The organism is Sphaerisporangium sp. NPDC005288 (assembly GCF_040607475.1).
GTDB classification, from domain to species: domain Bacteria; phylum Actinomycetota; class Actinomycetes; order Streptosporangiales; family Streptosporangiaceae; genus Sphaerisporangium; species Sphaerisporangium rhizosphaerae.
In genome coordinates this window covers 160,701-173,157 of sequence record NZ_JBEXGT010000009.1, presented here as the reverse complement: position 1 = coordinate 173,157, position 12,457 = coordinate 160,701, and the positions used below count along the sequence as shown (strand labels likewise).

8 protein-coding genes are annotated in these 12,457 nt (G+C 74.0%); 3 read left to right on the top strand and 5 right to left on the bottom strand.

The features are described from left to right. Positions 1 to 319 precede the first annotated feature (319 nt). The 3 genes from ABZU32_RS11640 to ABZU32_RS11630 all read right to left on the bottom strand — a co-directional run bounded on the left by ABZU32_RS11640 (position 320) and on the right by ABZU32_RS11630 (position 6,634). A complete protein-coding gene (locus ABZU32_RS11640; RefSeq protein ID WP_354920511.1) occupies positions 320 to 901 on the bottom strand; it encodes a hypothetical protein in 582 nt (193 codons plus the stop codon). A 235-nt stretch (positions 902 to 1,136) separates the two neighbouring features. Beyond that, a complete protein-coding gene (locus tag ABZU32_RS11635; protein WP_354920509.1) occupies positions 1,137 to 2,465 on the bottom strand; it encodes a M1 family metallopeptidase in 1,329 nt (442 codons plus the stop codon). Between the two features lie 20 nt (positions 2,466 to 2,485). Next, positions 2,486 to 6,634, bottom strand: coding sequence for a Pls/PosA family non-ribosomal peptide synthetase (locus ABZU32_RS11630; protein ID WP_354920506.1), 4,149 nt, complete (start codon positions 6,632 to 6,634; stop codon positions 2,486 to 2,488). A 634-nt stretch (positions 6,635 to 7,268) separates the two neighbouring features. On the opposite strand from ABZU32_RS11630, the gene ABZU32_RS11625 reads away from it, so the two are divergent. Together ABZU32_RS11625 and ABZU32_RS11620 are read left to right on the top strand one after the other, a co-directional pair. After that, positions 7,269 to 8,048, top strand: coding sequence for an ABC transporter permease subunit (locus ABZU32_RS11625; RefSeq protein WP_354920503.1), 780 nt, complete (start codon positions 7,269 to 7,271; stop codon positions 8,046 to 8,048). Positions 8,049 to 8,167: 119 nt separating this feature from the next. Next, on the top strand, positions 8,168 to 8,959 hold the full coding sequence (locus ABZU32_RS11620) for an SAM-dependent methyltransferase (protein ID WP_354920500.1): 792 nt from the start codon (positions 8,168 to 8,170) through the stop codon (positions 8,957 to 8,959). Between the two features lie 23 nt (positions 8,960 to 8,982). Here ABZU32_RS11620 and ABZU32_RS11615 read toward each other — a convergent pair whose 3' ends face one another. Continuing rightward, positions 8,983 to 9,831: an NAD(P)H-binding protein gene (locus tag ABZU32_RS11615; RefSeq protein WP_354920497.1), complete on the bottom strand. Its 849-nt coding sequence runs from the start codon at positions 9,829 to 9,831 to the stop codon at positions 8,983 to 8,985. Between the two features lie 310 nt (positions 9,832 to 10,141). On the opposite strand from ABZU32_RS11615, the gene ABZU32_RS11610 reads away from it, so the two are divergent. Continuing rightward, positions 10,142 to 10,963, top strand: a complete 822-nt coding sequence (locus tag ABZU32_RS11610; RefSeq protein ID WP_354920494.1) for a hypothetical protein — start codon at positions 10,142 to 10,144, stop codon at positions 10,961 to 10,963. A gap of 98 nt (positions 10,964 to 11,061) precedes the next feature. Here ABZU32_RS11610 and ABZU32_RS11605 read toward each other — a convergent pair whose 3' ends face one another. After that, positions 11,062 to 12,423, bottom strand: coding sequence for a serine hydrolase domain-containing protein (locus ABZU32_RS11605; protein ID WP_354920491.1), 1,362 nt, complete (start codon positions 12,421 to 12,423; stop codon positions 11,062 to 11,064). Between the last annotated feature and the right edge of the window lie 34 nt (positions 12,424 to 12,457).

Sequence of the window (12,457 nt, the reverse complement as noted above, 5' to 3'; positions counted from 1 at the left end):
GGACGTGTGTGCTCACCGCACTGGTGTGCCGTGCCGGATGTTCACCCGCACGCCGGGCCGCAGGCGTTCAGCACATGGCGGGAGTGGGGAGCCGCTGTCGGTGGACGTGTGTGCTCACCGCACTGGTGTGCCGTGCCGGATGTTCACCCGCACGCCGGGCCGCAGGCGTTCAGCACATGGCGGGAGTGGGGAGCCGCCGTCGGTGGACGTGTGTGCTCACCGCACTGGTGTGCCGTGCCGGATGTCCATCCTCACCACGGGGCCGCGGGCGACAGGGTGCTGAGTGCGCGGATCGCGGAGATGACGACGCGCGCCGCGATCAGCCGCGGGCCTGGGTGGTCTCCAGGCGGCGGATGATCGGGGTGAGCAGGGCGTTGAGCTCTCTGACCAGGGTGGTGACCGCGAGCGCGGCGGTGGAGGACAGGGTGTCGCTCGGGCCGTCGGGGGCGGGCGGCAGGGCGTCCAGCGGCAGGGGCGCGTCGATCACCAGGGTGGTGCGCAGGAACGGGTTCCGGGTGAGGTCCTGGTCGCTGGGCTCGAGGTACTGGCCGAAGGTCTGCGGCCACTCGCGCCAGCCGCGGTCGTGCCACCACTCGCGCGAGGCGGTGAGCTCCGCCGGCGGCGGCGAGACGAGCAGCACGCGGGCGGTGAGCGAGCCGTCCCAGGAGTTGCGGTCGCAGGCGGCGGACAGGATGCGCCGATGGCGCCGCACGTAGGGCGGCGAGGGGGTGATGGCCAGCCGCCAGGCGGCGCACGCGAAGGTGACCGGGGCGATGTCGCCCCACGCGCCGTCGAACGCCGCGACGTTGCGCCGTACGTGCTCGGCGTACCGGCTTGACCCCTCGGAGGCGAGTTCGCGATCGTGGCCGTGGTCGATCCGGAAGGCGTCGTGCTCGCCCATGCTTCCCTTTCCTTCGGCGCGGCTCCCGCTGTCGCGGTGGTGGCTTGCGACGAGGACTCGGGCGCCGCGTGGCTCCCAGGGGTCCCGGCATGGCCGGGCCCCCGACAGCCAGTCAACGCCACCGTGCCGATCGGCACGCGCGGTTTCACCCACAGCCGATCCAGGACTTCGTACGGCCGCCCCCAAGATCGGCCCCAAGACCGGCCCCCAAGACCGATCCCCAAGACCGGTCAGGTCAGACCGTCCGGCGGGCCGGGGTGGCCGGGAGGCGTTCGGTGTGGAGCCACTCGGCGAACAGGTCGTCCAGCGGGGTCGCGGCGTGGCGGGCCGCGAGGCGGGTGAACCGCTCGGTGGTGACGCCGCCGTGCTGGTAGGTGGCCGTCCACTCGCGCAGCAGCGCGAAGAACGCCTCGTCGCCGATCGCGCGGCGCAGCGCGTGCAGGGTGAGGGCGCCGCGCTTGTACACCCGGTCGTCGAACAGCCGGCGCGCGCCGGGGTCGGCCAGCGTGAAGTCCTGCGGGAGCGCCGCCAGCCTGCGGTGCCAGCGGGCGGCGAGCGCGTCGGCCGTCTCCTCGCCCGACGCCTGCGACCACAGCCACTCGGCGTAGGCGGCGAAGCCCTCGTGCAGCCAGATGTCGCGCCAGTCCTCCAGCGTCAGGCTGTTGCCGAACCACTGGTGGGCCAGCTCGTGGGCGATGAGGCGCTCCTCGCCGCGCCGCCCGTCCACGTGGTTCGCGCCGAAGATCGACATCCCCTGGGCCTCGACCGGGATCTCCAGGTCGTCGGCGGTGACCACGACGGTGTACCCGGCGAAGGGGTAGGGGCCGAACAGGTCGGAGAACAGGGCGATCATGGCCGGCTGGCGGGCGAAGTCGGCCCGCACCCGCGAGGCCAGCCGGGCGGGGTGGACCAGCCGCTGCGGCACCGGCCCCGGCACCTCGGCCGACTGGTACCGCCCGATCTGCACGCTCGCCAGGTAGGTGGCCATGGGCTGCGGCTGCTCGTACACCCAGGTGGTGGTGGACGCGGCCCGGCGCCGGTCGGCGAGGCGGCCGTTGGCCACCACCTCGTACGCCGACCCGGTCGTCACCGTGACGCGGTAGGTGGCCTTGTCGGCCGGGTCGTCGTTGCAGGGGAACCACGACGGCGCCCCGGTCGGCTGGCCGGCGACGATGACCCCGTCGGTGAGCCGGTCCCACCCGAGGCCGCCCCAGCGGCTGGACAGGGGACGAGGGTCGCCCCCGTACCGCACGTCGACGGCGAACAGCGTGCCCTCGTGCAGCGGGCGCGCCGGGGTGATCCGCAGCTTGTCACCCCGGTGCGTGTAGCGCGCCGGCTCGCCGTCGACCAGCACCCCGGACACGCGCAGCGAGGACGAAAGGTCGAGGGTGAAGGCGGGAAGGGACGGCGACCGGCTCGCGAACGCCGAGATCACCGCCGACGCGCGCAGCCGGCCGGCGCCGACCCGGTAGTCCAGCGACAGCTCGTAGTGCTCGACCCAGTAGCCCTCGTTGCCCCGCTCGGGAAAGTAGGGACGGCGGGAGACGCCTGGTGCCACGCTCACGTTCTGTCATGCCTTCCGGGTCAACGCGACGGCGGACGGGACCACGGCGTGATCGGGTTCCCGAACCAGCGGGCGCGCGCGGGCACCGTCTCGCCGCGCATCACCAGGGACGCCGGTCCGACCGTGGTGTCCTGCCCGATCGTCGCCGCGGGGAGGACCACGCCGTGCGGCCCGAGCGTCGCCCCGTGCCGCAGCACGACCTTATCGATGCTCATCACGCGGTCGTGGAACAGGTGGGTCTGCAGCACGCACCCACGGTTGACGCTCGCCCCGTCGCCGACCTCGACCAGGTCGGCCTCGGGCAGCCAGTAGGTCTCGCACCACACCCCGCGGCCGACGCGCGCGCCCAGCGAGCGCAGCCACAGGGCCAGCGGGGCGGTGCCGAGCCACGCCTCGGCGAACCACGGGGCGGCGAGCACCTCCACGAAGTTGTCGGCCAGCTCGTTGCGCCACACGAACGAGCTCCACAGCGGACGGTTGCCCGCCGCGATCCTGCCGACGATCGCCCACTTGGCCGCGGTGGCGGTCGCGGCGGCCACGGCCCCCGCGCCCGCCAGCACCACGCCGACCAGCCCCGCCGCGACCGCGAAGCCGTAGGAGCCGGCGAGGAACTCCAGCGTCGCGGCGACCAGCACGGCGAGCGCGACCGTGCCCATGGCCGGCACGACGCGGCAGACCTCCACGAACGCCCGCGCGGCCTTCAGCCGGCGCGGCGGGTCGTAGGTGCGGCTCCGGTCGCCGGACTCGGCCGTCCTGCGCAGCTCTATCGGGGGCATGCCCAGGTAGGACGACCCCGCCTTGGCCTTCTTCGGCGTGGCCGACAGCACGCCGACCAGCCCGTCCTTGGGCACCTTGCGCCCCGGGGCGGTCATGCCGCTGTTGCCGAGGAAGGCCCGCTTGCCGATGCGCACCTGGTCCACCCGCAGGCTGCCGTTGACCAGCTCGTAGGGGGCCACCATCGTGTCGTCGGCGAGGAAGGCCCCGTCGCCGACGGTGGTCATCGTGGGCAGCGCCAGCACCGTGGACAGCTCGACGTCCCGGCCGACCTTCATGCCGAGCGCGCGCAGCCACGCGGGGGTGAGGATGCTGGCGTACAGGGGGAACAGCCAGACGCGGGCCGCCGCCATGAGCCGGCCGGTCGCCCACGCCTGCCACGCCTGGCGGCTGTGCACGGGGTGCCGTCCCGGGCGCAGGCCGGCGCCGAGCAGCCGCACGCAGACCACGACGATCAGCGCGAAGGTCGCGAGCGCGGTCACCGTGGCGGGCGCGACGCCGGAGAGGGCGGCGGGCAGCGCCTCGCCGAGCGTGGCCACGTCGCCGGCGAAGACGTCCAGCACGATCAGCCCGCACAGGGCGGCCACGACCGGGATCAGGCTCAGCGCCATCGCCGACAGGCCGTACATCGCCTCCCAGCGCCGGGAGCGCGGAGGCCGCTCCGACGGCGGGAACCGGCGCGCCTTGCCCTGCCGGCTCGCGGGCGCACCCGCCCAGCGCTCGCCGGACGGGACGGCGCCCTCGACGACGGCGCCCGGCGCGACCTGCGCGTTCTTGCCGACGCGGGCCCCGGGGAGCAGTGTCGCCCTGGCGCCGATCGTGGCGGCGGCGCCGACGCGGATCTCACCGACGCGCAGCAGGTCGCCGTCCATCCAGTACCCGTGCAGGTCGACCTCGGGCTCGATCGCCGCGTTCTTCCCCACTTTGAGCATCCCGGTCACCGGGGGCAGCGCGTGCAGGTCCACGTCCTCGCCGACCTGCGCGCCGAGCGCCCGCGCGTACCGCGCGTTCCACGGGGCGCCGGACAGCCGGCCCACCCCGATCTGCGCGGCGAACCGCTCGGCGAACCACAGCCGCAGGTGCGTGCCGCCGCCGCGCGGGTAGGCGCCCGGCTTCAGGCCGCGCAGCAGCACCCGGGCCACCGCGGCGGCCACGCCGATGCGTCCCCAGGGGGAGACGAACAGCAGCCAGCCCGCCAGCACCCACCACCACGAGACGGTGGGGGTCCAGGGAAGGGCCACGATGTTGTTCAGCGTGGCCAGGCCGACGATCCACGGCATGCCGCCGATGGTGAGCAGCGGAATCATGAGCGCCGTCTGCGCGAGCGCGGAACGCCGCGGCACCGGCGTCACGGGACGCTGCGCGTTCTCGGCGCGGGGGGCCGCCATCGCGGCCAGGCGGGCGGCGAGCCCGCCCAGCGTGGGGTGCTCGTACACGTCGGCGACCGCCGCCGCGGGGTGGCGGGCGCGCAGCTCGGAGACCAGCAGCGCGGCGGCCAGGCTCGTGCCGCCCAGCACGAAGAAGTCGGCGTCGCGGTCGGCGGCGTCCACGCCCAGGATGCCGGCCCACCGTTCGGCCACCCACCGCTCGTCGTCCGACAGCTCCGCGGCCGCGCCCGCCGCGCCCGGATCGGCGCCGGGGGTCACGCCGCCGGGCAGCGGCCACGGCAGGGCGTCGCGGTCGATCTTCCCGGAGGTGCGGGTCGGCAGGTCGGCCACGAGCGCGATGCGCGGGACCAGGGCGGCCGGCAGCGCCCCGGCCAGCCGGTCGCGGGCGGCCTCGGCGTCGAAGTCCTCGGCGGCGACGACGTACCCGACCAGAAGCTGGTGCCCCGAGCCGGTCGTGCGGACCGCGGCGGCCGCGCCGCGCACGCCCGGGAGGGACTGGAGCGCGGCGTCCACCTCGCCCAGCTCGATGCGCCGGCCGCCGAGCTTGACCTGCTCGTCCGCCCGGCCGACGAAGACCAGGCCCCGCGGCTCGGCCGTCACCAGGTCGCCGCTGCGGTAGGCGCGCGCCCAGCCGAGGGAGGGCAGCGGGGCGTACTTCTCGGCGTCCTTGGCGGTGTCCAGGTAGCGGGCCAGTCCGGCGCCGCCGATGACGAGCTGGCCGGTCTCGCCCATGGCCACGGGCTCGCCCGCGTCGTCCACGACCGCGAGGTCCCAGCCGGCGAGCGGCAGGCCGATGCGCACCTTGCCCCGCCCGGTCAGCGGCGCGGCGCACGCCACGACGGTGGCCTCGGTGGGGCCGTAGGTGTTCCACACCTCGCGCCCGGGAACGGCCAGCCGCTCGGCCAGCTCCGGCGGGCACGCCTCGCCACCGAAGATCAGCAGGCGGACGTCGTCGAGGGTCTCAACCGGCCACAGCGCCGCCAGGGTGGGCACCGTCGAGACGACCGTGATGCCCTTGTCGGCGAGCCAGGGGCCGAGGTCCATGCCGGTGCGCACGAGCGCGCGGGGCGCGGGCACCAGGCAGGCGCCGTGCCGCCACGCCAGCCACATCTCCTCGCAGGAGGCGTCGAAGGCCACGGAAAGGCCCGCGAGTACCCGGTCGCCCGGGCCGATCGGCTCGTCGGCGAGGAACAGTCGCGCCTCGGCGTCGACGAACGCCGCCGCGCTGCGATGGGTCACCGCCACGCCCTTCGGCCTGCCCGTGGAGCCCGAGGTGAAGATGATCCAGGCGTCGTCCTCCGGCCCGGGACCGGACCGCTCCGGGGCGCCGGTCGTCTCGGGACCGGGCCGCTCCGGCGTGCCGTCCGGCTCGGGGTGAGGGCGGGGGTCTGTGTCCGAGGGGACGGTGTGGCGAGGGCCGTCCGTGCTCGCGGGGAGGGGACGGCGAGCGTCGTCCGTGCTCGCGGGCGTCGTACGGGTGATCGCGCGGCCTTCGCCGATGACGGCGTGGACGCCTGCCTCGGTGAAGACCAGTTCGGCGCGCTCGTCGGGGTCGTCCGCGTCGACGGGCACATAGGCCGCGCCGGCGGCGAGCACGGCGAGGATCGCGACGTAGAGGTCGGCGGTGCCGGACGGGACGCGCACGCCCACGCGGTCGCCGGTGCGCACGCCGGCCCGGCGCAGCTCGCCCGCCAGGGACTCCACCTCGGCGCTCAGAGCCTGGTAGTCCAGGCGGGTGCGGCCGTCGTCGAGCGCGGGGGAGCGGGGGTGGCGCCGGGTCGTCTCGGCCAGGACGTCGACCAGCGTCCGCGGCGGCGCGGCTGCCGCCCCGGCCAGGAAGACGGCCGGCTCGGAGGTGGTCCCGGGCAGGGAGCCGGCGGGGGTGGGGGACTTGCGCGGTGTCAGGGGGGCGTGCTGGACGGCTCTGGTCGCGGGCGTCCGCGAGGCGGCCGGCGTCGGGGTCCGCCGCGCGAGCGGCTGCTCGGCTTCCACCGGTGAGGAGGGCAAGAAGGCTCCTGGTGAGTGCCCGGACGGTTCGCCCGGGTCTTCGTCAGGGGCGGCGGGGGAACGACGGTCTGGTCGACCACCCTGCTGCGGTTCTTCGGCTCCGAACCGGCCCTACTGACGCCATGGACATCGCCCGATCTTAACTTCCGCCACCATTCCGCCTATTCCCGTCCATCTGATGGACACCCCGAGGACACCTTGATCGCCGTCGCCGTCGCCGTCGCCGTCGCCGTCGCCGTCGACCCGGCACGGGGACGGGAGCGACGGGGGTGGGGGCGGGGGCGGATCAGCCCGGAGGAGGACGGCCTGGAGGGTGAGACCCGTGTGGGAGTTCGGACGCAGGGCCGATGCGCCGCCGCTTCGGCTGCGGGAGCGTTGACACGTCCCCGAACACCCGCTCACCGGCGCCCGTCCCGTCGAGCGCTCGCCCACGGTCGGCGTCCACGCGCCGGGCGCACCGCGTCCTCGCGCCCGCTCGTGTCAGCGCCGCATTGTCAGCGCCGCATTGTCAGCGCCGGCCTGTCGGCGCCCGCACTGTCGGCGCCCGCACTGTCGGCGCCCGGCCGGTGTGCGCGGTGGGGGCGAACGCACCATCGGCGTCCGTGCTGTCGGCGCCACGCACCGGAGGTAGTCCATGATCGACGTTCTGGCCGCGGAGTGGCACAAGCTCCGTTCGGTCCGCTCCACCTACTACGCCCTGGGCGTCGCCCTGGCCGGTCTGCTGGCCGGCGCGGCCATCGCCTGGTCGGCGGCGGCCGCGTTCGACGGCGCCTCGCCCGAAGGGCGGCTGCGCTCCTCGGTCTCCTACATCGAGGAGGTCCTGGTGATCATCCCTCAGCTGTGCCTGGGCATCCTCGGCGTGCTGTCGATCACCTCGGAGTACACCACCGGGACGATCAGGGCGACCATGATGGCGGTGCCCCGGCGCTGGCCGGTCGTCGCGGGCAAGGCGGCCCTGCTCGCCGGGCTGGCCGCCGTCACCGGGCCGCTGGTGGTGTTCGGGACCTACTTCGCCTGCCGGTCGCTCATCGGGGGCCGGTTCAACGGCGTGTACCTCACCCCCTTGGCCCACCGGCTGCCGGTCCTGATCGTCACCGGCCTGTCGGTGGTGGTGTTCGCCCTGGTGGGGCTGGGACTGGCGACTGTACTGCGGTCCACGGCCGGGTCGATCGTCATCCTGATCGGGCTGGTGTACGTGATCCCGATCGTGGCGATCAACCTGCCGGCGCCGTGGGACGCGCGGCTCGGGTCGGTCCTGCTGACGAACCTGCCCCGCGAGATCACCGGCACCCTCGACGCGAACACGGTGTTCGACACGCTGCTGCCCCCGGTCGCGGCGGCGGCCGTGATGCTCGCCTACGCTCTGCTGCCGCTCGCCGCGGGCGCCCTGCTCGTGCGCCGCAGGGACCTGTGAACGGCGAATCGGCCCTCGCCATTGAGCATCGGGATGGCGGCTGTTAACGTCGGGCCCCGAATAACGTGAACGGACGGCGAGAAACCGCCGCATGACACCCGGCCTCCGACGGAGTGGTAATGGATTCCGCGCCACTGAACGCAGCATTCGACCCGATAACCCCAAATGTCGGGCGAATGTATGACTATTACCTGGGCGGCAAGGACAATTACGCCTCCGACCGGGAAGCGGCCGAGCGGGTCATCGGCGTGTTCCCCCGCACGCGCGAGCTCGCCGTCGCCAACCGTCGCTTCTTGCGGCGCGCGGTCGAGTACGCCGCCGCCGAGGAGGGCATCGGCCAGTTCCTCGACATCGGCTCCGGGCTGCCCACACAGGAGAACGTCCACGAGGTGGCGCAGCGCGTCCTGCCCGCCGCGCGCGTCGCCTATGTCGACCTCGAGCCCATCGTCCTGTCGCACGGCCAGGCCCTGCTCGCCACCGACGAGCAGACCATCATGGTCGCCGGCGACCTGCGCCGGCCGGAGAAGATCGTCGCCGACCCGGTGCTGCGGGAGCACCTCGACTTCGACCGGCCCATGGCCGTCCTGCTCGTCTTCGTGCTGCACTTCATCAGGGACGAGGAGGACCCGCGCGGCATCGTCCGCGCTCTGATGGACGCCGTGGTCCCCGGCTCGGTGCTGGTCCTGTCGCACGCCGAGGCCGACCGGCGGCTGATGCCCGGCACGTCGGTGTACGACAGGGCCAGCTCGCCCGCGGTGCTGCGCTCCCGCGAGGAGATCGAGGCGTTCTTCGACGGCCTGGAGCTCGTGGAGCCGGGGGTGACGCGCCTGGGCTCGTGGCAGCCTGACTCCCCGCTCTACCGGGGGGACGACGACCTGCCCGCCTTCTGCGGCGTCGCCCACCGGCGCTGACCCCCTCCACGCCCCACGCGGGGTCAGCGGAAGTCGTCCGCGTGGTCGCGGGCCCAGGTTCCGAAGCCGGTGGCCGGGGTGCCGGTGATCTCCTCGACGGTCGTGGTGACCGTTTCCGGGGCGGTGACCATCGCGGCGTGCCCGTCCAGGATGTCGCGGGCCAGTGAGGCCGGCATGCCCTGGGCCACCATCGCCCGCTGCGCGACCTCGGGGGACATCTCCTCCCATCGCACCGGACGGCCGATGGCCTCGCCGATGAGGGTGACCTGCTCGACCTGTGTGAGCGCCCGCGGCCCGGTGAGCTCGTACGCGGCGCCGCCGTGCCCGGGGGCGGACAGCGCCCGCACACCGACGGTCGCGATGTCGCGCTCGTGGATGAGCGGCCTGCGAGCGGCGCCGTGCACCCACCGGACGGTCCCGGTCTCCCGGATCTGTGGCGCCCACATGAGGGTGTTGGCCGCGAAGCCGCCGGGGCGCAGGAACGTCCACTCCATCCCCGACCGCTCGATCAGGCTTTCCAGGCGGGCGTGCGAGCCGAGGATGGTCCCGTCCGACTCCTCCCGCCCGGGTGGCACTCCCCGTGCGGACACATAGACGACGCGGCGGACGCGCGCGGCGATCGCCTCGACGGCGGCCGGGGCGGCGTGGTCGGCGGACAGGGTGGGCCAGACCAGGAACACCGCTTCGACGCCGTCCAGGGCCGCTTCCAGCGTCCCGGGTTTCGCCAGGTCGCCCGGGACGACCTCGACGGCGTCCGGCAGGCGGGCGGCCGCCGGGTCGCGGGCGAGGGCCCGTGTCTCGGCGCCCGCCGCCAGCAGGGCCGACACGGCGTGCCCTCCGACGCGACCGGTGGCCCCGGTGACCAGAATCATGAGTTCTCCCTTGTCAGAGGTGCGGGGCGACCATCGTGAAACATCAAGCGCAGTTGAGGTCAACACCCCGGCGGCCGGCACCGACCTGAATTACCGGATATGTCGCAATTAGGGATGGCGTCGGGCGCTAATACCCGGAATCGATTCCCGGCGCCCATTAACCGCGCCACGAGCCGTGCACGAACGTTAAAATGACGCCAACGGGGATTGTCGGCTGCGGGGCCACGGCTCTGCCGCTGACGGGGGGCGGCGATTTCGCCGAGAGGGGGCTTACCTTACGATGGGCGCCTGGTGGATCGGAAGATGGCCGGTGGTGGACCCGGACATCCCCGACGATGACAAACGACGCATCATCGGTAACAACGCCCTGGCCGACCGCCGTGTCGTCCCGTCCAGCGCCTCCGGCTGGCTCGGCATCATCGCGGGCCTGCTGCTCATCCTCATCCTCATCGCGGTGTCGCAGGAAGTGGCCCTCGACCGCATGACGTTGATCGGCGGAACGGCGACGCTGTCGGTCCTGCTGGTGGGCGCCGCCGCCGTGGGCCTGCCGTGGGGCCGCTTCGCCGTGCTCAGCTCCCCCGCCCGCCTCGTGCGGCTCTACCAGGACCGTTACGTCGTCCCCGCCGACCTCGACCGGTCCGCCCGGCTGCTGCTCGACCGCGCGGGCCACGCCGTCGAGACGGTCTACGCCTCCCGCGTCAACCAGATGGGCTGGCTGGACCCGGTGGCCAACGACGTCGTCCTGCCCCGGCGGCTGTGGGAGATCGCCAGAGTGCTCCGCACCCAGTCCGAGCTGCGCGCCGAGCACGCCCGGGCGACCGGGGGAGTGCTGACCCCCGAGCTGCGCGCGGTGCTCGAGCCCCAGCTCGCCGCGCTGCGGCGCTCGGCCGGCGAGGTGACCGGGCAGGTCGCGGCGCTCGAGGCGTACGCGCGCCGCGTGCAGGCGGCGGACGCGGCGCTGCACGCCGAAGACCTGCTGCGCAGCAACGACAAGTACCGCGACCTGCTGGCCCACACCGATGACCTCGAGGGCCTGCGCGACCTGGCGTCGCGTGCCCACGGAGTCGGAGCGGTCCTGGCGAGCAGCGTACGCGAAGCCGTAGCCGCCGGCCGCACTCTCGCCGTGCACTGAGTCCCGGGTCGGAGGGGCGCACGCCGCCTCGCCGTGCGCTGACCGCTCCGGCCGGCCCTCTCCGCCGGGCGCGGCGGAGAGGGCCGGTGGCGGTGCCCTTAGGCTCGCGCCGGGCGCAGGGTCTCGGTGGGGAACAGGGGAATGGCGGGGGCCCTCAGCGTGGAGGGCGGGGCGGCCTGGGTGCCGCACAGGGCGACCAGCATGTGCCGCGCCATCGCGATGTCGATGGGATGGATCTGGACCTGGCCGTTCTCGTCGATGTGCTGGTACTTCATCAGGTTGATGCCCAGCGACGCCTGGCGGCGGCCGTCGGGGCTGGACAGGGTGACCGTGCCCGCGCCGAAGACCGCTCCGTCGTGCCCCCAGAACCGGCCGCACGGCCAGTCCTGCGCGTAGATCCCCAGCCCGTAGTTGAGCAGCACGTTGCCCTGCGCGTCGGTGAACGGGACGGTGCGCTGCATCTCGGCGAGTTGCCGGGCGCCGACGAGCCGGCCGCCGAGGAGCGCGCGGTAGAAGGTGCCGAGGTCGTCCATCGTGGAGACCAGCGCGCCCGCGGTGAAGGCCCAGGACATGTCGTACACGCTGTAGTCGCGCGGCGGGTCGATCAGGCCGTACAACGCCTCGTACATCTTGGAGTGCGGCCCGGCGACGAAGGGCGTGCGCGGGAAGTAGGTGTGTCGGAGCCCTGCCCTGCCGATGACGTTGTGGGTGATGTAGGTCTCGGCCTCGACGCCGGTGAGTCTTTCCAGCAGCAGGCCGGCGATCACGTAGTTGGTGTTGGAGTACGAGGCGTGCTCGCCGGGACGTCCGGTGCGCGCGCCGGCCAGGCCGAAGCGCACCAGTTCCTCGGGGGTGAACCGCTTGAACCTGTTGTCGTCGAGGCTGGCGGGGGAGTCCCGCAGCAGCGACGGGAAGGCGCCGGGGATGTAGTCGGCGATGCCGCTGGTGTGGTTCAGCAGCATCCGCGTGGTCACGGCGCGCCCGAGCTCGCCGGGCACCAGGCCGGGCAGATAGCGCGCGATCGGCGCGTCGAGGTCGAGCCGGCCGCGCTCCACCTGCTGCATGAGCGCGACGGAGGTGAACGCCTTGCTGACGCTGCCGATGCGGTGCCGCATCTGGGGCGTCACGGGCCTGCCGGTACGCACGTCGGCGACGCCGGAGGCGCCCTCCCACCGCTCGTCGCCGTCCCGGACGCTGGAGTAGATGCCGTACATCCCCGCGTCCCGCACCGCGTCGAGCGTCCCGCGCAGCGCGTCGCGGTCGAGGGCGTCCGCGGCGGGGGTGGCCCGCTGCGCCGCGGCCCGGACCACGGTGTCGCCGGTGCCGGACGCCTCGCTCTGCCGAGCCGCCGCCGGGTGGGCCGCCGCCGGGTGCGCCGCCGCCGTCCAGGTGGCGAGCACAGTGCCGGAGACCAGCCCGGCGGCCATCAGTCTACGGAGTGACTTTCGGGCTAAATGCACCGTTTTGCTCCTTTGGTGGGCCGACATCGGTCGC